The sequence below is a fragment of the Gordonia soli NBRC 108243 genome (assembly GCF_000334455.1).
Classification (GTDB): domain Bacteria; phylum Actinomycetota; class Actinomycetes; order Mycobacteriales; family Mycobacteriaceae; genus Gordonia; species Gordonia soli.
Genome location: NZ_BANX01000002.1, coordinates 82,204 through 101,404 on the forward strand (window position 1 = coordinate 82,204; position 19,201 = coordinate 101,404).

Sequence of the window (19,201 nt, forward strand, 5' to 3'; positions counted from 1 at the left end):
CGACAGGAGCAGGATGGCCGTATCAGACCGGAGACGATCTCGCGTTCTCCGCATCGGTCGCGGACGTCTCGCCGTGGTGATGCTGGCCGTCGTCGGTGTCGTGATCTCGGCGTGCAGCGACGGTCACATCGACGTCCGTTCGGTCGCGAGTCCGGGCTGGTCGAGCTACGGCGGCAACGCGGCCAACTCGAACTTCGCCTACCCCACCGTGCCCGACGACCTGACACTGAGTTGGACTCGGCCCACCGGCGGTCCGGTCACCGCACCGATAACGCTCTCCAACCAGTCCAACGTCGGTGTGACGTCGACGACGGCCAACGGCTGCAACCTCCTCGTCCTCGATCCGAACTCCGGTCGCAAGAACTTCTGCAAGCGGATGCGTACCGGTGTCGAGGTCAACGCACTGCTGGTGGACCAGTTCGATCAGCCGTACATCGGCGAGGAGACCACCTTCCTGGCCTTCAACGCCGGCGGGGCGATCCGCTGGCGGATGCCGGTGATCGGGGTGCCGTTGTCGGCCAAGTTCGCAGCCCCCAACGTGGTCTCGGTGGTCACCACCCAGGGGCAGATCCTCCTGCTGGACACCCAGACCGCCGACCCGGTCGCCCCGGAGGTCCGCCTGCGCGCCGACGCCGACCCGGACAAGCCGCTGGCCGGCTTCGGTGACTGCGTGGCCAACGGCCCGCGGTGCGCGGTGCCGGCACCACCGGCCGTCGATGTCCAGCGGCAACGGCTCTACCTGAACTTCTGGCCGCAGGGGGCCATCGCCTCCCGGATCACGGCGATGGACTATGCCGCGCACAACGGTGGCCGCACTGTCCGCGAGGCGTGGCACGCGGACGTGCCGGGCGGCGTGGTCGGCGCACCGACGCTCTCGGCAGACGGCACGACCGTCTACACCTTCAGTCGACTCGGCCAGATCGTCGCCATCGACGCCGACACCGGACATACCCGCTGGACCTACGACAACGGGGGCTACGGCTTTGCTTCGATGACGGTCTCCCCCGACGGTCTGATCATCCCGACCGGTGTACTGGGCGCGCCACTGACCCTGATCGCCGATCGGGGGGATCGGGCCGAACGTCTCTGGAAGCGCGACGACCTCGCCACCGTCAGCCTCTCGACGCTGACCTCCGCGAAGACCGCCTGGACCGTCGTCCGCGACCGCGGCCGCGACTCGCTCTCGCTCATCGAGGTGTCGGCGACCGACGGCTCGACGAAACGTACGCTGGCGCTGCCTGATTCAGTGGGTTTCGCGACCGGTGTCTCGGTCTCGCCCGCCGGTCAGGTCGCATTGGCGACCAACATCGGTGAGGTCTATTTCTTCGACAGCAAGAAGAACGTCGACTGATCGTCAGATGCCCGCACATCTGGGCGGGCGGTGCACTCAGAGCGCGAGGACCTTCCCCGACAACGGGATCCGGAGTCGATCGAACAGACCTGCCTCTCGAAAGGCCCGTGCGACGGTGCCTGGCCCCTCGGTGAAGTGCAGCCAGCCCTCGGCGTGGATGGGCACGATCACCGCGTCACCGAGCAGCCGGGCGGCCGTCACCGCATCCTCAGCGGTGAGGGTGAGCGGGTCGTCGAGATCGGGCCGCCGGGCGGCACCGACGAACAACACGGCCAGATCGATCCGGCCGACCCTCCCGACGATCTCCTCGACCACGGCGACCGACGAGTTGTCGCCGGAGATGTAGACGGTCGGGATCGCGGTGCCGGACAGCACGAATCCGATCACCGGCCCACTGAGCTCCTCGGACCCGTGTAGCGCAGGCACTGCGGTGACCGTGATCGCCGGGTCGGCCGCGAGAGTGGTCGCCTCCCAGGGGGTGAGCCCGGTGACCGCGTCGATCGCGGCAGCCGCGGAGATGGTCGAGAGTGTCAGCGGAGCGCGGTCGATCAACTCTCGACCTGCGGGGTCCAGGTTGTCGGGGTGCTGGTGATGCGACAGCAGCACCACGTCGACCGGCTGGATGGACGCCGCATCGAGGGCCGGACCCGTGTACTTCGTCAGCGCACGCTCGCCGACCGGGAAGGTGCCGGGCGCGCTGAAGGTGGGATCGGTGACGACACGGACGCCACCGATCTCGATCAGTGCCGTCGGCCCGCCGACATGCAGGAAATCGATGCCGAGTGTGATCTCTGTGCTGGTCATGCCGCCAGTGTCGACCTGTGCCGACGCCACTACCAGTGGCCCGCAGGTCATTGTCCGATCAGATCGGGCCATCTATGCTCGACTGATGACGCATCGGATCGCGGTCGTGGCGTTCGACGGGATCAGCATGTTCCACCTGTCCGTTCCCCGACTCGTCTTCGGAGCCGACCATTTCGGCACCGCCGGTTATGAACTGACCGTCTGCGCGGTCGAGCCGGGCTCGCTGGCCACCTCTGCCGGTGTCCCCATCTCGGTGACCGAGGACCTCGGCGCCTTCGAGTCCGCCGACACCGTCGTCATCCCTTCGTGGGCAGACCGTCTCGAGGTTCCTGACGAACTCCTCGACGCACTGCGCGCCGCACATCGCCGTGGAGCCCGGATCGTCGGGCTCTGTTACGGCGCGCACGTCATCGCCGCAGCGGGTGTCGCGGACGGACGCGAGGTGACCACGCACTGGGATGCGGCCGAGCGGTTGAGCCGACGCTATCCCGCGGTACAGGTCCGATCCGACGTGCTGTGGACCGATCTCGGCGACGTCATCACCTCTGCCGGAACCGTCGCCAGTCTCGATTGCTGTCTCCACCTGGTGCGTCATGATCACGGTGCCACGATCGCCGCGACCGTCGCCCGCCACCTCGTGATGGCCCCCCATCGAGACGGATCGCAGGCTCAGTTCATCGCGGCCCCGGTCTCCGACAACGGTTCCGACGACCCGATCGACGCAGCGATGATCTGGGCGGACCTGCATCTGGCCGAGACATTCGATCTGGACGACTGGGCAACACACGCGCGGGTCTCGCGACGCACGTTCACCCGCCGCTTCCGGGCCCGCACCGGCGAGAGCCCCGGCGGGTGGCTGCTGGCGCGGAGACTCGATCGTGCCCGAATCCTGTTGGAGGGCACCGATCTGAGCATCGACGATGTCGCGACGTCTGCCGGATTCGGTTCCGCCGTCGCCCTACGCAGCCATTTTCGGATCGCCTTCGGCACCACTCCGACCCGACATCGACAACAGTTCGCGGGAGTCGGCGCTGCGGTCGGGACAACCCTGCCCTCGTCGCCCCGCGATTAGGATGACCCCATGACGAACAGCTCCGGACGCCATGTCGAGGCCTTCGGCCTCGCGAGCGTGGTCGAGCTGATCAACGAGTGGGGCGAGGTACCGCGCGCGGTCGCCGACGAGGCCGATGCCCCGTACCCGGAAGTGACTGCCGCCCTCCAGATCTCCGCCGACGACTTTCGATCCCGGTACGGCGCTCCGACGACGGCGGCGCTGCGGACCGCGGCCGATGCGCTCTACCCGCTGTTCGGCTCGGACGGCCCGGCCATGGTCGAGGCAATCGGACGCCTGCTCACCTCGACCGCCCTCCGCCCCGCCCTGATCGCCCGCGACGCCGACACCGTCGACGAGGTCTGGGAGTGCACGCGCGCCGCCGATCGCCTCGTGGCGGGCGCGGTGCTGTCGATCGTCGAGCACCTCCGATTCGACGGTGACGTCACACGGTTGGGCGTGTGCTCCGGCGACGACTGCGCCGATGTGTACGTCGACCTCTCGCCCGCCCGTCGGCGTCGGTTCTGTTCGGTGACCTGCCAGAACCGCAACCGTGCTCGTAGCTATCGCAGGGCTCGGGCCGAGCACGGCGACAGCTGATTCGATTGTCACGGGTTAACTCCGATGATAGCGTGACGCACGCCACGTTCGCAGTGGTCGCCTGAGCTCGTCCTACCCGGATCTACGCTGCCCGCGTGATCCGCCAGCACGATGGGAGACCGACAGACCATGATCCGCAACCGATTCACCGCCATTCTCGCGCTGACATCCGCAACCGTCGGCGTCGCGGGCATCGTCGGAGCCGGGCTCGCCACCGCCGCACCGACTCCGGTCGCCTCGACGTCACACCTGACGCCTCGGTTCTTCTCCGGCGACCCGTGGCCGTTCAGCGTGCAGGATGTCACTGTCACACGCAGCGGCGAAACCGCCACCGTGCGCAGCGGCGCGCTGTGCAACGCCTTCGTCGCGACCACCTGTCTGAACTACTCGGCTCCGGTCCGCGTGACCGTCCGGAATCTGTCGACCGGCCGAACCACCAGCGCCGACCTGACCGACCGACAGCCGACCACGGTGTCCTCCGGCCGCGGCACACTGCTGGTCACCGCCGCCGTGACCGGCTACCGCGGGCTCCCCGGCTTGTCCGTCGTCGGCTGACCCGACACGACCGACCGGCGCGGCTCGACGACCCGTGCCTGAGCTCGCCGGGTGGGGATGAGACTTCGGAGCACACCGAGACCGCGCTCGAGTTCGTCCATCGACGGTCCGCCCAGGCAGATCCGTATCCCGCTGTGCACCTGCTCCGGATCGGCCAGCATCGACTCCGGACGGGTGAGCAGGACACCCCGGCTCCTGGCCTCGTCGACGACTGCTCGTGCTGTCGGCCCCGGCAGCGGCAGGTACACGTGATAACCCGCGGTGGGCGCTCCGAAGAGGTTGCGCCCGAACGCGGTCCGAGCACGCTCGAGTCGGCGGGCTCCCTCGTCTCGGATGGCACTCCGAACCGTCTCGGCGACGCCTGCCGCCACGAGTTCGTCGAGTACCACACAGATCAGCGGCGACACCGGCAGTCCGAGGACTCGGACTGCTCGCTCCGCGCGCGTCCGGAGGGACGGCGGTACGACCAACGCGCCGACCCGGACAGCCGGGCTGAGCGCTTTGGAGGCACTGGTGACGTAGCAGGTCCGTTCCGGCGCGAGTGCGAGGAGCGTCGGCGCCGAACGCTCTTCGGACAGTGCATACACGTCGTCCTCGAGGAGCAGCGCGTCGTGGCGCCTGGCGACCCTCACCAGTTCGCGCCGACGGGCCGCTCGCATGGTGACCCCGGTGGGATTGTGCGTGGTGGGCGTGACGTAGACGAGCGGGCGACGGCCCGACCGCGCGGACGCGGTCAGCGCCGCGTCGAGCAGGTCGGGACGCATTCCCTGGTGGTCGATGGGGACACCACGTATCCCGCAGCCCACCATCCGGGCGTAGGCGAGCGCACCAGGAAACGTCACCTCCTCGGTGAGCAGCTCACCGCTGCCACCCGACGGCCATGCGACGAGCATCGCCGCCACGATCGCCTGCTGCGCCCCCTGCGTGAGGAGCAGTCGTTCGGCGTCGATCTCGAGTCCTGAGGTGGCCAGCCATCTCGCCACCGGGCGCCGATGCTCGAGCCGCCCGCCGGGCGGGCCGACAGCGGCGAGCGTCGTGGCGTCCACGCGGCGGGCCCCGGCGGCCAGGGCATCGGCGATCACCTGGTCAGCCAGCATCGGAGGTGGCGCGTTCATGTCGAGATCGATGTCGCCACCGGCTCTTTCGGGCCGGGGGCCGACGAACATCCCCCGGCCGTGCGCCCCGCGGACCAACCCGCGACGGGCCAACTCCGTGTAGGCCTTGGTGACCGTGCCCACGGCGATGCCGAGGTCCGCGGCCAGGACCCGATGTGCGGGCAGACGTTCACCCTCGTCCACCACGCCGTCCACGATGTCACGGGACAGCGCCGAGACCAGACGCTCCGCCGCCGCTCCCGGACCGTCTGCGAGCCACGGTGACCAGCCGGATCGTATACGCATCACCCCTCCGATGTCTTGAGACACTTCGCGTCGATTGACATCACTGTACTAACGTCGCGGTCCGCATCGGATGGGTCGGCGACACCGCCGACGGGAGGGAGTGGACATGGGCGTGGATCTCGCCGCGGCCGCGGGCATTGCGCTGGTGGCATTGGGCATGGTGCTGACGCCGGGGCCGAACATGATCTACCTCGTCTCCCGCAGCCTGTCCCAGGGGGTGACCGCAGGTCTGGTCTCTTTGGGGGGCACTGTGATCGGGTTCATCGTCTATATGACAATGGCCAACCTCGGTCTGGCCGCCGTGTTCGTCGTGGTCCCGTGGCTCTATGTGGCGCTGAAGGTCGCCGGCGCTGTCTATCTGCTGTATCTCGCATGGCAGGTGCTGCGTCCGGGGGGTGTCGCGGTCTTCGAGACCCGGGACCTCCCCGGGGACTCCGCGAGACGGCTCTTCGGCATGGGGCTGCTCACCAACCTCCTCAATCCGAAAGCGGCGATCATGTATGTTGCGTTGATCCCGCAGTTCATCGATCCGGCCGCCGGTCACGTCGTCGGTCAGGGCTTCGTCCTGGGCTCGATCCAGATCGCCGTGAGCTTCGTGGTCAACGCCGCCTTCATCGTCGGCGCCGGCAGCATCGCCGCATTCCTCCGCAGTCGGCCCGGATGGCTACCGTGGCAACGTCGGATCACCGGGGCGATGCTGGCCGGCATCGGCATCCACCTCCTGATCGACTCACCCGCACCCGCCACCGCGGCCGCTGCTTCCACCGCCGCGTCCGCCCTGTCGGCACAAACGAGGGCGGCCTGATGGTGGGATGGCGCCATACGGGATGCGCAGCGTCGGATTCTTGACACGTCAGCGGGTTGAGGTGTGCACAGAGCAGAGCGCGGGCCGCTCACGTGTCAGAAATCCGCTGCACCGGCCACTGCGGTGACCACCGCGGCGACCAGGATGCCCACCCCCAGAACGAGATAGACGAGGGCGGCGACTCGCGACAGACACACGGTGGGGATGCCGCGTCGACCCAGAGCCGATCCGGCGGCCCCGAAGAGCATCACGTAACAGGCGTCGATCAGCAACCCGATCACCAAAAAGGTCAGGCCGAGCGCCGTCAGTTGGATTGTGACCGAGCCGGATCCCGAGGAGACGAACTGCGGCAGGAACGCCAGGAAGAAGATCACGATCTTCGGGTTGGTGAGGTTGACGAGGAAGGCGGACGCGAAGGTGCGCCGGGAACCCGGATCGACCGCGGCGCGATCGTCGGGCGAACTCCGCCATGCCGACACAGCGAGGTAGATCAGATACAGGCCGCCGATGATCTTGATCGCGGTGAACACCATGGGCGCGTTGGCCACGACCAGACCGAGACCGCTCACGGACACCGCGGTGTGCACGCACATCGACGCCGCCATGCCGAGGGCGCCGACGAGTCCGGCTGCGCGACCGTCCCGCAACGCCACCGCACCCAGATACATGTGGTCGACGCCGGGCACCGCCGCGATCGCAACGGTCGCGGCCACGAATCCCAGATACGTGCCGATGGTCACCGCCTGCCGCCCTTCGCCCGCAGATGCTGTCACGCATAAAGCTATATCAATGCGTGACGGAGCGCCCGACGGCGACGTGCGACCGCACTCTCGGAGCGTGCTTCGGCCGATGAGCAGCGGAGGGCATCGAACGGCAGATCAGGCTCCGGCGAATCGTTTCCGGTACGCCGACGGCGACATCCCCAACCCACGTCGCAGGTGATGGCGGAGATTGTCCGGCGATCCGAGGCCGGACAGTTCGGCCACCGCGTCGACCGAATGCTCGCCTTTCTCCAGCAGCTCGCGGGCGAGGTCGACGCGCCGGTCGCGCAGCCACCCGCCCGGAGACTGCCCCGTCTCGGCCGTGAACCTCCGGCTGAACGTCCGCGAGCTCATCTGCGCGTGGCGTGCCAGATCGGACACCGTCAACGGCTCGGCGAGGTTCGTCAACGCCCACGCCCTGGTGGACGCCGTACCGGAGTCGCCGGCGTCGGGGACCACGCTGGCGATGAACTGGGCCTGCCCACCCTCCCGCCATGGCGGCACCACGCAGTGCCGGGCCGAGCAGTTGGCCACCGCTGTCCCGTGATCACGCCGGATCAGGTGCAGGCACAGGTCGATTCCGGCAGCCAGGCCGGCAGAACTGAGCCGATCCCCCTCGTCGACGAAGAGCACGGTTTCGTCGACGTCGACCGCCGGGAAGAGCCGGCGGAGGTCGTCGGCGTACTTCCAGTGCGTCGCGGCCCGCAATCCGTCGAACAGGCCGGCGGCCGCGAGGATGAACGCTCCGGTGCAGATGGAGACCATCCTCGTGTCGGGCCGCACCGAATCCAGTGCGGCCCGTACACCTTCCGGCAGTCGCCCCTCGAATCGCGCCTCCGGAGATTTCGTGCCCGGGACGATGACGGTGTCCGCCATGGCGAGCACCTCCGGCCCCGCCGCGGGGGTGATCGAGTATCCCGATGTGGTGGGCACCGGGTCGGTGGACAGTCCGCACATCACCACGTCGTACAGCTGAGTCCCGTCGGCGTCGACCGCTTCACTGAAGAGCGTCGGCGGGATGGTGGCGTCGAATCCCACGACCGGCGCGAGAATCAGGACCGCGACCACGTGCCGAGGTCGCGTCGAGACGTCCGTGTGGCCTTGCCTTCCCGTGGCATGATTTTCACGCATATTGGCGATCATGCCACTGGTTGCCCCACTCCGCCTCCGGCATGCTGACATCCGTGACGACCGAGACCGAACTGTCGACGACTTCTCGCACGCGCATCCACCGCGCGTGGATCGTGGCTGCTGTCAGCTTCGTGGCGATCTTGGGCGCGGCCGGATTCCGTGCCGTCCCCAGCGTCATGATGGACCCGTTGCACATGGAGTTCGGCTGGTCGCACGCCACCATCGGCGCGGCGATGTCGGTCAACATGGTGCTCTTCGGCGTGACCGCACCCTTCGCCGCCGCGTTGATGGATCGCTTCGGCGTGCGCCCGGTTCTCGCGGGCGCGCTCGTCCTGATCGCCGCCGGCACCGGTGTGGCCACCCTGATGACGGCGAGTTGGCAGATGCTCCTGCTGTGGGGCGTTCTGGTCGGGTTGGGGACCGGCTCCATCTCGATGGGCTTCGTCGCCACGGTGTCGACACGGTGGTTCGTCGAGAAGCGCGGGCTGGTCACCGGGATGCTCACCGCGGCGGGAGCCACGGGTCAGCTCATCTTCCTGCCCGTCGTGGCCGCGATGACCGACAGATACGGATGGCGCTGGGCATCGATCGTCGTGACACTGGCCGCCCTGGTGGTGATCCCGCTCGTGCTCCTGTTCATCCGAGATCGCCCCACCGACGTCGGCACCACCGCGTATGGGGCACCTGCGGATGCCGTCGACGCCCCCGACACCCTGCCCAACGGCACCTTCGGCGCTGCCTGGCGTGGACTGGTGCAGGGATTCCGCGTCCCTGCGTTCTGGTTGCTGGCAGGCAGTTTCGCGATCTGCGGAATGACGACCAACGGACTCATCGGGACACACTTCATCCCGGCGGCGCATGACCACGGCATGCCGACCACCGTCGCGGCGTCACTGTTGGCGACCGTCGGGATATTCGATGTCGCGGGCACCATCTTCTCGGGCTGGCTCACCGACCGCGTCGATCCGCGCATCCTGCTGGTCGTCTACTACCTCGGCCGCGGGGCCTCGCTGATGGTGTTGCCTGCCCTGCTCAGTCCGCACGCCGAGCCCAGCACGTGGGTGTTCATCGTGTTCTACGGCCTCGACTGGGTCGCCACGGTGCCGCCGACGATCGCGATCTGCCGACACTGGTTCGGCGCGTCCACACCGATCGTCTTCGGCTGGGTGTTCGCATCGCACCAGATCGGCGCAGCCGTAGCGGCTTTCGGCGCGGGCCTGGTGCGCGACGCCCACGGATCGTATGACCTGGCGTTCCTGATCGCCGCCGGGCTGTGCGCCGTCGCCGCGATCATGTGCGGTGTGATCCGACTGCCGTCCCGAACCGATACCCCGGATGGCGGCGTGACCGCGGCTCAGACCGAGCGCCCGATGCCCTAGCCCCGGACACCCGCTTCACACAGGAAGCCCACACCCCTGCGTCCGATCCGGGTGAGCACCAACGCGAGAGACCGACCGCCGCGCAACCGAAGTCGGCGACGCAACGCGTCGGGATCGACGTCGAGGCCACGAACCAGGATCTCCAGCGTCCCGCAGTCATGCTCGGCCATCAGACGGCGCAATGACTTCTCCGACACCCCGACCTGCTGCAGAATCCGGAACCCCCTCTCCCCCGGCGGGATCGCGTCACCGGTCAGGTAGGCGATCTGCGGATCGAGCTGCCGTAGACCGTGGCGATACGCGTACTGCCGGACGAGTCCGGCACGCACGACCGCGCCATCCGGGTCGATGATCCACGTCGCCGGGTCACCCGGATCGACATCGTCGGGCTCGGTGTCGGTCACCTCGTATCCGACCACGCCGTCGTCGGTGCTCCGAAGAACCGTTGCCCGGCGCTCGATGTCGTCGTCAGTGCCGGTCCACAGGCACGCTTCGCGCACACCGGCGTCGAGTGAGACGATCTGCGCCTCGCCGGTGAACCCGTGACTCTCCCGCAACGCGTCGTAATCGATCCCCGGGGCGCATTTGACGACCATCGGACGGCCGCGATAGGCCTCGAACAGATCCGGCAGCGGCGGCGTCAAGTGGTCGATCCGGAACACCCGGCCCGATCCGCTGCGCCGACCCGGGTCGGCGATCACCACGTCGGCCCGCGCCGCACCGACCGCTGCTGACCCGCCGGCAGTGCCGGGATCGAGGGCGTCTGCGACCGTGAGCGCTGCCGTCAGATCGGAGACGTCCAAGTTGTGGCGTGCCATGGCCACCCGCACAGGATCGAGGTCACTCCCGCTGACGGCGTCGAGGTCGGGATGACGGGCCAGCGCGGCCAGTTCGCCACCGATCGAACACGTCACATCGTGAACACTCGCCCCCGGCCACCGACGCGCGATGCGGTCGGCACGATTGTCGGCCACCGCGGTGGCGGTCGCCTGCTGCAGCGCGGTGTCGGTGAACAACCACCGCTGTGCGTCGCGGATCTTGCCGACGGCACGGCGACGGCAACGGACGGTGTCGACAAGGGCAGCGTCCCACGGCGCGTACCGCGACCTCAGGCGCGCGATGTCGGCGATGATCGTCGACGTCGAGAGATCCAGCGCCGCAGCATCGTCGAGTGCGGTCACACCATCCGGTGAACGCAGGAACTCGACGTCGTCGAGGGTGAAGTCATACGGCACGCGACACCGCCCGCCGTGGCCCGGTCAGGGCTTGGTGCCGGTGACGACCACGTTGTAGAAGAACTTCGGCGGCACGACGCGGCGCAGGACGTTCTCGTCCAGCCAGTTCAAGCGCTTCCAACCGTTGAAGGCGAACATGGCCCAGCCCCACCCGAGTTTGCCCGCCGGGACCGCTGCCTCGAAGGTCCGGACCGGCCAACCCAGCATCGCCGCGGACAGTTCCTCCGTTGCGGTGTCGACCTGGAGGGCGCCTGCGCGGCGGGCGATGCCGGCGAGCTCGTCCGGATCGAATGTGTGGATGTCGACGACTGCCTCCAGCGCGGCCGCACGGGACGACTCGTCGAGTTCCTCCTGCGGGCGTCGCCACGACTGCAACGGTCCGAACTTGGTCACCGTGGTCGTCGCCGCCCAGGTGGCTCGACTAATCCACCGCGCGTAGAAGTCACCGATGGTGCTCGGCTCGCCTGCGAACACGAACCGGCCGCCCGGCTTGAGCACGCGCAGTACCTCGCGCAGCGCCTGCTCGACATCCGGGATGTGATGCAGCACCGCATGACCGACCACCAGGTCGAAGGTGTTGTCCTCGTACGGGATCTTCTCCGCGTCGGCGACCCGGCCGTCGACATCCAGGCCGAGGTTCTCGGCGTTGCGCAGCGCGACCCTGACCATGCCCGGCGAGAGATCGGTGACCGACCCCTTCTTCGCAATCCCCGACTGCATGAGGTTCAACAGGAAGAATCCGGTGCCGCAGCCGAGTTCCATCGCACGCTCGTACGGCAGCGGCTGATCGGCAGCGACGGCGTCGAAACGTCCACGCGCGTAGTCGATGCATCGCTCGTCGTACGAGATCGACCACTTGTCGTCGTAGGTCTCGGCCTCCCAGTCGTGGTAAAGGACCTGCGCGAGTTTGGTGTCGCTCAGCGCTGCCTCGACCTCGGCCTCGGTGGCGTGGGGATTGGGTTCGGGGTCGGGCCCCTGGGTCGCGTTCGTGGTCATGGTTTCCTCGCCCTCGTGTGGTCGTGCAGTGCTGGGTGCCGGTGAACTGCTCGGCGCTACTTGCCGGTGAACTCTGCTTTGCCCGGGCCGTTCTCGATGAACGACTGCAGCCCGATCGCACGGTCCTCGGTGGCGAACAGCGACGCGAACTGCGCGACCTCGATCTTCAGTCCGGTGTCGAGATCGACGCCGAGGCCCTGGTCGATGGCACGCTTGGCCGCAGCCAGTGCCACCGTGGCGGCGTTGCGGAACTGGCCGGCCCACGCCAGCGCTGCGTTGTACACCTCGTCGGGCGCCACGACCTCGTCGACCAGACCGATCGCCAGGGCCTCGTCGGCGCGCACATGGCGACCGGTGAACACCAGATCCTTCGCCTTGGAAGGCCCGATGAGACGTGCGAGGCGCTGTGTACCGCCGCCACCGGGGATCACACCCAGCAGGATCTCGGGGACCCCGAGCTTGGCGTTGTCGCCCGCGATCCGACGATCGGCACCGAGCGCCACCTCGAGACCGCCGCCGAGCGCGTAACCGGTGATGGCGGCGACGGTCGGCTTCGGGATGTCGGCGATGGAGCCGAGATCGTGCTGCAACCGCCCGGCGATCTTGCTCGCCTCGGCGAAGGTCAGGTCGTTGAGCTCTTTGATGTCGGCACCCGCGGCCAGCACCTTCGGCCCGCCGTAGACCACGACGGCCTTGATGTCGTCGCGCACGGTCGCCTCTTCGGCGGCCGCCGCGAGCTCGGACTGCACCTGTCGGCTCAGCGCGTTCATGGGCGGACGATGCAGCAGGATCGTGCCCACTCCGGGATGGTCTTCGGAGGTCTCCAATGTGACGAACTCGGCCATGGTCGAAGGTTACCGGTACGTAGCAGCAGCTGAACGTGCCGGGTCAGGACCGCACAGCACTAGAGTCGACCCATGGCCGCAGCATCCGCGCAGGGTTCGCGATCCGCCGGTGACGCCGTCCAACTGACCGTCGGCGAACGGACCATCCGGTTCTCCAGCCCCGATCGGGTCTACTTCGACGAGCGGGGTGAGACCAAGCTCGACCTGGCCCAGTACTACCTGTCCGTCGGTGACGGGATAGTTCGCGCGCTGCGGGATCGGCCGTGTATGTTGCACCGCTTCCCGAAAGGTGTGAGCGGCACCAAGGTCCACCAGAAGCGGGTGCCCGCCGGAGCCCCGGACTGGCTCGAGACCACCGAGATCTGGTTCCCGCGATACGGCCGGACCGCCGACGAACTGTGTGTCACCGAACTCGGCAGCGTCATCTGGGCGGTACAGATGTCGACAATCGAGTTCCATCCCTGGAACTCCCGGCGCGCCGACCCCGAGTCGCCCGACGAATGGCGCATCGACCTCGATCCGATGCCAGACTGCTCGTGGTCGCGTATCCAGCGGGTGGCCCACGTCGTACACGAGGTCCTCGACGACCTGGGCATGCGCGGGTTCCCGAAGACATCGGGCGGTCGTGGCCTGCACATCTACGTCCGGATCCGGCCATCGTGGGGATTCCCCCAGGTGCGACGGGCCGCGCTGGCGTTCGCACACGAGGTCGAGCGTCGGGCACCGCACGACGTCACGACCACCTGGTGGCGTAAGGACCGGGACCCGTCTGCAGTCTTCGTCGACTACAACCAGAACACCCGCGACCACACGATGGCATCGGCGTACTCGGTGCGCGGCAACCAGCGTGGGACGGTGTCGGCCCCGATCCTCTGGGCCGAGGTCGACGACGTCGAACCGGACGACTTCACCATCGCCACGATGCCCGGCCGGTTCGACGAGATCGGCGACCTGCATGCGGAGATCGACGACGTCTCCTACGGGATCGAGACGCTCCTGGAGTGGGCCGATCGTGACGACATCGGCGAACCGTCGGAAGAAGAGGTCGCCGACCTCGATTCCTGAGACCCGGTCGTCGAGGGGTCGGTCGATCGGGGCTATTTGAGGATGTCGGGCGTCGGCCGTCCGCCGAATTCGGTGAGATAGGTGTCGGAACCGTCGAAGCGGATGCCGGTGAAACCACCGCCCGAGCTGACGTCCGGCTCGATCGGGGCGATCTCGTGATCGGCGGCCAGCAGGTCGGCGACCGTGTCGAAGCGGGCGACCTCGCTCAGCTGCGCCCAGGTAGGCGGCAACAGGAAGTGCTCGCCCGCAACCCATCCGTCGAGCGCTGCACGCGCCGACTCCCAGCGCGCCACCTCCGCCTCGCTGGTCTGGTCGTCGGCGTCCTGCCCCTCGGGCAGGGCGGCCAGGAAGAACCGGGTGTCGTAGCGACGCTTCTCGTTCACCGGCGTGATCCAGTGAGCGAGCGGGCGCAGCAGATCGGCGCGCAGCACGAGTCCGTTGGCCACCAGGAAGTCGGCGAAGGCCAGCGACTTGTCGACGAGTTGCTGCCGCTCGGTCGCGAGCGCGCCCGGGTCGGCGAACACTCCGTCGGAGTCGGAGGCGAGCAGCACGCCGCACTCCTCGAAGGTCTCGCGGACCGCGGCGCAGACGAGCGCCTGAGCGATGTCGGGATCGGCGTGGAATGCCTCGCCCCACCAGTCGGCGTCGGGCCCCTGCCAGGCGAGGTGGGCGTCGGCGTCGCGCTCGTCCACACCACCTCCGGGGAAGACGGTCATACCGCCGGCGAACGCCATACCCTTGACCCGCCGTTGCAGGAAGACCTCGATCCCGTGGTCGGTGTCGCGTACCAGCACCACTGTCGCCGCGTCGCGCAGCGGCGCCACCTCGGTCCCGCTCATCCGCTCGTCTCCTGCCTGCGCCGACCGCCGTGGTCGGAGCCCGGATCCGACACTATCCCCACGGGTTCCGGCTGAGATCGTCCCCCTGGTGACCTGCCGAGGGCATATTCCCCTCGGCGGGGCCTCTCGGGGCTGATCTCAGCAGAAATGGTCCCCGACGGCGCCCGCGTGCGTCTGACCGATCATGCACTCCGGAGTCGTCACCCGAACCGAACTGCTGGGCTCCGGCGAGACCGACAGCTCCATCCGCCGAGCGATCCGGAACGGAGATCTCCAGCGGGTGCGCCCCGGCTGGTTCGCGACCCCGTCCGCAGACCCTGCAGTGGTGGAAGCCGTCCGACGCGGCGGTTGCCTGAGCTGTGTCTCGGCGTTGCGCTCCCACGGTCTGTGGGTACCGCCCGGATACGACTCGGTGCACGTCCGCACATCCCGATACGCGATGGAGCGAGGCTCGACGACGTGTCACGCACCCGGTCGTCCACGCCCGGTGACCACCGCAGTCGACACGATCCCACTCGCCCTCGCGTGCGCCGCCCGGTGCATGTCGGCCGAGGACTGGATAGTCGTCTGCGATTCCGCACTCGGCCGGCAGAACTGGTCGACCGACGAGCTACGTCACCGGATGGGCACGGTGTCCGCGTCGATGGACGCACTGTTGCGCAAGTGCGACGGACGGTCCCAATCGGGCACGGAGACACTGGCTCGCGTCCGGTTCCGGGCGGCCGGGTTCCGGGTAGAGGTCCAACCGGCGATCCCCGGAGTCGGCTGGGTCGACCTCAAGATCGGACGCCTCCTCTTCGAGTGCGACAGCAAACCACACCACACCAGCCTGGAGAACTACCGCAACGATCGCCGACGGGATCGCTGCGCGCTCGTCGACGGCTGGATGACGATGCGGGTCACCTACGACGACGTGATGTATGGCTGGGAGCACATCCTGACCGATGTCCGGACCCTCACGCGAACCGACCGCCACCGGATTCGGCCGAGATCGTCCCCCTGGTGACCCGCCGAGGGCACATTCCCCTCGGCGGGAGCTCTCGGGGCTGATCTCAACAGCAGCCGAGGCGGATCCGGACCTACTCGGCAGCGCGTCGGTGTCCACCCGGGCGGCGGGCACGACGCGCGAAGAAGCGGCCGTCGATGGTGTCCAGCGCGATCTGCTGGCGGAAGGCCTTCGTGAGGTTCTCGGCGGTGAGCACCTCGCTCAGCAGTCCCTGCGCCACCACTCCCCCCTCCGACAGGATGAGTGCGTGGGTGAACCCGTTCGGGATCTCCTCGACGTGGTGGGTGATGAGGACGGTCGCGGGTGCGTCGGGGTCGGCGGCGAGTCGGGACAACCGGTCCACCAACTCCTCACGACCGCCGAGGTCGAGTCCGGCGGCGGGTTCGTCCATCAACAGGAGTTCGGGATCGGTCATCAGCGCGCGCGCGATCAGCACCCGCTTGCGCTCACCCTCCGACAACGTGCCGAACCGCCGCTCGGCGAGATGTTCGGCACCCATCGTCTCCAGGGACTCGACGGCCTGCTCACGATCGACGTCGTCGTACTGTTCGCGCCAGCGCCCGAGAACCGAGTAGCCGGCCGACACCACGACGTCGCTGACCACCTCGTCCGCGGGAACCCGTTCGGCCAGAGCAGCACTCGTCACACCGACGCGCGTCGACAACTCGCGGACCTCCACCCGACCGAGCCGCTCGGCAAGGACGAACGCGGTACCGGTCGTCGGGTACAACTCGGCCGAGGCCAGCCGCAGGAGAGTCGTCTTCCCGGCGCCGTTGGGGCCGATGACCACCCAGCGCTCGTCCAGTTCGACCTGCCAGGACAAGGGGCCGACCAGGGTGGTCCCACCCCGGACCACGGTCACATCGCGGAAGTCGATCACCAGGTCCGGATCCGAGTCGGTCACGCCCACCATCGTGCCCTACCGCCGACATGTCCGCGTACCGCGGTGGCACCAACCGGGTGCCTCGTCGACCTCTGCTCGATCCTACGGCGGCCGCGTGCTCCGACGACCTCAGGGGAATAGCCGGATGGCCGCAGACGCTGCTCTAGGACATGAGCGTTCCCCTGTCCATCCTGGATCTGGCATCCGTCGGCAAGTCCGAGACCGTCGCCGACAGTTACGCCGCCAGCGTCGATCTGGCCCAGCGCGCCGAACGGTGGGGCTATCGCCGCATCTGGTACGCCGAGCACCACAACATCCCGACCATCTCGTCCGCAGCACCGGCGGTGTTGATCGCGCACGTCGCGGCGCACACCGAATCGATCCGGCTCGGGTCCGGTGGCGTCATGTTGCCCAACCACGCGCCGCTGACCATCGCCGAGCAGTACGGCACCCTGGGGACACTGCACCCCGGACGCATCGACCTCGGACTGGGGCGGGCACCGGGTGGCGACCAGGCGACGTTCGCCGCGCTACGCCGCTCGGTCGAGGCCGCCGACCGGTTCCCACAGGACGTCCTGGAACTCCAGGCCTACCTGGCCGGCGAGAGCCGGGTCGAGGGGGTTCGCGCGATCCCTGGGGAGGGCACGCAAGTGCCGCTGTACATCCTCGGCAGCTCACTGTTCGGGGCCCAGCTCGCCGCCATCCTGGGGCTCCCGTACGCCTTCGCATCGCACTTCGCCCCGCAGGCCCTACGCGAGGCCGTCGCCATCTATCGCCGCGAGTTCCGGCCGTCGGAGCAGCTCTCCGAGCCGTATGTCATCGCCGGGGTCGGTGCCATCGTCGACGAGGACGCGGCGGTCGCGCGCGATCAGCTCCAGCACGCCCGGCGCGGTCGGGTCAACGCGCTGTTCGGTCGCGGTGGCCGCACCTTCACCGACGAGGAGGCCGACGCCATCCTGTCGATGCCGCAGGGCCGACAGGTCGACGAGATGACCAAGTACACCGGCGTCGGAACTCCGCAGGAGGTGCGTGACTACCTCGACTGGTTCGCCGGCCACGCCGACGCCGACGAGTTGATCGTCGCTTCCTTCGCGCCGGACCGCACGGTGTGGCGACAGACCTTCGCCCACCTCGCCCCCGGTGGAAGCGACGCCGACCGCGGTTCGGCGGCGGTCGACCCGGACGCCGTGGTCAGTCGCTGACGTCCAGCGCGAAGTCGGCGAAATCGAAGCCGGGCACCACGATGCAGCTGACAAGTCCGGCGACGTCGTCGACGGGCCGGGCCCGCTGCCAGTGTCCGGGCGGCACCAGCGCCTGCGGCACCTGACCGCCGGCGATGTCGGGGCCGACGATCACGGTGCGTTCGAGTCGTGGTCGGCCACCGGCCCCACCGAGTTCCAGCGCGATGGGTGAACCGCGATGGTGCAGCCAGAGTTCCGTGCTGCGCACCGTGTGCCACGCCGATTCCTCGCCCGGCATGAGCAGGAAGTAGATGGACGTCCCGGCCGACCGATGCCCGGGATACCCATGAGGCAGAGCAGATTGCGGAATGGTGATCTCGCTGCGCCAGGTCTCCGCGAACCAGCCACCCTCGGGATGGGGTTCCAGGCCCAGCGGTCCAGCCCACTCCGGCAACGCCCCGGTCATCTACAGCACCTGCGCGATGACGGTCACCGAACCCGGCGCGATCTCGGTGAACCCGGCGTCCCGGATCGGCACCGACGTCCCATCGGACTCGGCGGCGAGCAACTCGGTCCAGCGCCGCGCCGACGACTCCCGCACCGCCAGTGGGCAACCCGCATCGCGCCAGCTACGCGCCTCGTTTTCGGACATCAGGCCGACCGCCAGCATCGATGCGTGCCCGACCTGGGCGGCCAGCTTCCCGACGGTCATCTCGAGATCGGGGTTCGTCCACAGGCACACCCCGGTATCGGGCTGGTCCTCCGACAGCTCCCCGGACAGGTCGGTGCCACCGATCTGCAGACGACTGATCCGCTTGTCCACGTCGCCCACCCGGCTCGGCACGATGGCGCGTGCCCACGCACCGTCGGCGTCGATCGTGACCCCGGGGACATCCTGAGCGGCGATCCAGTGCGCCCCACGTGCACGTCGGGCGATCTTTCGGATACGCGCCCCGCACCACGTGTCCATCGCCACCGACCAGGGACCGTCGGCGCCGGCCCGATCGTCCAGGCACAGGAGCGCCACCGCGCGAGCCGCGGCGACCAGCAACGCCTGCCGCGCCGGCGGATCGGCCTTCTCGATCCGTAGCACCACCTGCATCGCCTGCACATCAGCAGGATCGTCGGGATCCGAACCGCCGCCGACGTACTCGACGAGGCGCCGGTAGGTCTCCGGAAAAGGGTCGACGCCGACTCGGTCTGTCCCGGCAGAGCCGTCGGGCCCTGTTCGGTCGGGCCCTGTCCGGTCGGGCCCTGTCCGGTCGGGTCCTGTTCCGTCCGGATCCGACGTGATCGGTTCTGACACGGTCGGGC

At 68.5% G+C, this 19,201-nt stretch carries 20 protein-coding genes; 9 read left to right on the forward strand and 11 right to left on the reverse strand.

What is annotated here, in order from left to right; genetic code table 11:
- The first annotated feature begins 13 nt into the window (after positions 1-13).
- Positions 14-1,351, forward strand: coding sequence for an outer membrane protein assembly factor BamB family protein (locus tag GS4_RS00865; RefSeq protein WP_040508923.1), 1,338 nt, complete (start codon positions 14-16; stop codon positions 1,349-1,351).
- Between the two features lie 36 nt (positions 1,352-1,387).
- On the opposite strand, the gene GS4_RS00870 is transcribed toward GS4_RS00865, so the two are convergent.
- A complete protein-coding gene (locus GS4_RS00870) occupies positions 1,388-2,155 on the reverse strand; it encodes an MBL fold metallo-hydrolase (RefSeq protein WP_007616522.1) in 768 nt (255 codons plus the stop codon).
- Positions 2,156-2,240: 85 nt separating this feature from the next.
- On the opposite strand from GS4_RS00870, the gene GS4_RS00875 reads away from it, so the two are divergent.
- The 3 genes from GS4_RS00875 to GS4_RS00885 all read left to right on the forward strand — a co-directional run bounded on the left by GS4_RS00875 (position 2,241) and on the right by GS4_RS00885 (position 4,361).
- Complete coding sequence (locus GS4_RS00875) at positions 2,241-3,227, forward strand: GlxA family transcriptional regulator (protein WP_040508926.1); 987 nt, start codon at positions 2,241-2,243, stop codon at positions 3,225-3,227.
- A gap of 9 nt (positions 3,228-3,236) precedes the next feature.
- A complete protein-coding gene (locus GS4_RS24670) occupies positions 3,237-3,806 on the forward strand; it encodes a CGNR zinc finger domain-containing protein (protein WP_007616530.1) in 570 nt (189 codons plus the stop codon).
- Positions 3,807-3,935: 129 nt separating this feature from the next.
- Complete coding sequence (locus GS4_RS00885) at positions 3,936-4,361, forward strand: hypothetical protein (RefSeq protein WP_007616533.1); 426 nt, start codon at positions 3,936-3,938, stop codon at positions 4,359-4,361.
- On the opposite strand, the gene GS4_RS00890 is transcribed toward GS4_RS00885, so the two are convergent.
- On the reverse strand, positions 4,325-5,761 hold the full coding sequence (locus tag GS4_RS00890; RefSeq protein ID WP_007616535.1) for an aminotransferase-like domain-containing protein: 1,437 nt from the start codon (positions 5,759-5,761) through the stop codon (positions 4,325-4,327). The two genes, GS4_RS00885 and GS4_RS00890, sit on opposite strands and share 37 nt — an antisense overlap.
- A gap of 106 nt (positions 5,762-5,867) precedes the next feature.
- On the opposite strand from GS4_RS00890, the gene GS4_RS00895 reads away from it, so the two are divergent.
- On the forward strand, positions 5,868-6,566 hold the full coding sequence (locus tag GS4_RS00895) for a LysE family translocator (protein WP_007616537.1): 699 nt from the start codon (positions 5,868-5,870) through the stop codon (positions 6,564-6,566).
- Positions 6,567-6,661: 95 nt separating this feature from the next.
- Here GS4_RS00895 and GS4_RS00900 read toward each other — a convergent pair whose 3' ends face one another.
- Positions 6,662-7,339, reverse strand: coding sequence for a LysE family translocator (locus GS4_RS00900; protein ID WP_051989573.1), 678 nt, complete (start codon positions 7,337-7,339; stop codon positions 6,662-6,664).
- Positions 7,340-7,444: 105 nt separating this feature from the next.
- Complete coding sequence (locus GS4_RS00905; protein ID WP_051989574.1) at positions 7,445-8,458, reverse strand: GlxA family transcriptional regulator; 1,014 nt, start codon at positions 8,456-8,458, stop codon at positions 7,445-7,447.
- A gap of 53 nt (positions 8,459-8,511) precedes the next feature.
- On the opposite strand from GS4_RS00905, the gene GS4_RS00910 reads away from it, so the two are divergent.
- A complete protein-coding gene (locus tag GS4_RS00910) occupies positions 8,512-9,837 on the forward strand; it encodes an MFS transporter (protein ID WP_007616541.1) in 1,326 nt (441 codons plus the stop codon).
- Here the strand turns inward: GS4_RS00910 and GS4_RS25035 are convergent.
- The 3 genes from GS4_RS25035 to GS4_RS00930 are packed head-to-tail and all read right to left on the reverse strand — an operon-like array spanning position 9,834 to position 12,913.
- Complete coding sequence (locus GS4_RS25035; RefSeq protein ID WP_007616542.1) at positions 9,834-11,072, reverse strand: THUMP-like domain-containing protein; 1,239 nt, start codon at positions 11,070-11,072, stop codon at positions 9,834-9,836. The genes GS4_RS00910 and GS4_RS25035 overlap by 4 nt on opposite strands.
- 24 nt (positions 11,073-11,096) lie before the next feature.
- Positions 11,097-12,068 carry a class I SAM-dependent methyltransferase gene (locus tag GS4_RS00925; protein ID WP_007616543.1) on the reverse strand — a complete coding sequence of 324 codons (972 nt, stop codon included), beginning with the start codon at positions 12,066-12,068 and terminating at the stop codon, positions 11,097-11,099.
- 56 nt (positions 12,069-12,124) lie between these two features.
- Positions 12,125-12,913 (reverse strand): enoyl-CoA hydratase/isomerase family protein, encoded by a 789-nt coding sequence (locus GS4_RS00930; protein ID WP_007616545.1) that lies wholly within the window; start codon positions 12,911-12,913, stop codon positions 12,125-12,127.
- A gap of 72 nt (positions 12,914-12,985) precedes the next feature.
- On the opposite strand from GS4_RS00930, the gene ligD reads away from it, so the two are divergent.
- Positions 12,986-13,978 carry a non-homologous end-joining DNA ligase gene (ligD, locus tag GS4_RS00935; protein WP_007616547.1) on the forward strand — a complete coding sequence of 331 codons (993 nt, stop codon included), beginning with the start codon at positions 12,986-12,988 and terminating at the stop codon, positions 13,976-13,978.
- 32 nt (positions 13,979-14,010) lie between these two features.
- Here ligD and GS4_RS00940 read toward each other — a convergent pair whose 3' ends face one another.
- Positions 14,011-14,817, reverse strand: a complete 807-nt coding sequence (locus GS4_RS00940) for an NUDIX hydrolase (protein ID WP_007616555.1) — start codon at positions 14,815-14,817, stop codon at positions 14,011-14,013.
- Between the two features lie 184 nt (positions 14,818-15,001).
- On the opposite strand from GS4_RS00940, the gene GS4_RS00945 reads away from it, so the two are divergent.
- The gene (locus GS4_RS00945; RefSeq protein ID WP_007616556.1) at positions 15,002-15,823 is read left to right on the forward strand and encodes a type IV toxin-antitoxin system AbiEi family antitoxin domain-containing protein; all 822 of its coding nucleotides are present in this window, start codon (positions 15,002-15,004) and stop codon (positions 15,821-15,823) included.
- 73 nt (positions 15,824-15,896) lie between these two features.
- On the opposite strand, the gene GS4_RS00950 is transcribed toward GS4_RS00945, so the two are convergent.
- Positions 15,897-16,727, reverse strand: a complete 831-nt coding sequence (locus tag GS4_RS00950) for an ABC transporter ATP-binding protein (RefSeq protein WP_040509042.1) — start codon at positions 16,725-16,727, stop codon at positions 15,897-15,899.
- A gap of 149 nt (positions 16,728-16,876) precedes the next feature.
- On the opposite strand from GS4_RS00950, the gene GS4_RS00955 reads away from it, so the two are divergent.
- Positions 16,877-17,908 (forward strand): LLM class flavin-dependent oxidoreductase, encoded by a 1,032-nt coding sequence (locus GS4_RS00955; protein ID WP_007616560.1) that lies wholly within the window; start codon positions 16,877-16,879, stop codon positions 17,906-17,908.
- Here GS4_RS00955 and GS4_RS00960 read toward each other — a convergent pair.
- Both GS4_RS00960 and GS4_RS00965 read right to left on the reverse strand, forming a co-directional pair.
- Positions 17,898-18,353, reverse strand: coding sequence for a cupin domain-containing protein (locus GS4_RS00960; RefSeq protein ID WP_007616562.1), 456 nt, complete (start codon positions 18,351-18,353; stop codon positions 17,898-17,900). The genes GS4_RS00955 and GS4_RS00960 overlap by 11 nt on opposite strands.
- Entirely contained in the window at positions 18,354-19,193 is an 840-nt protein-coding gene (locus tag GS4_RS00965) for a peptidyl-tRNA hydrolase (protein WP_007616564.1), read from the reverse strand. It lies immediately after the preceding gene.
- Positions 19,194-19,201: the final 8 nt, after the last annotated feature.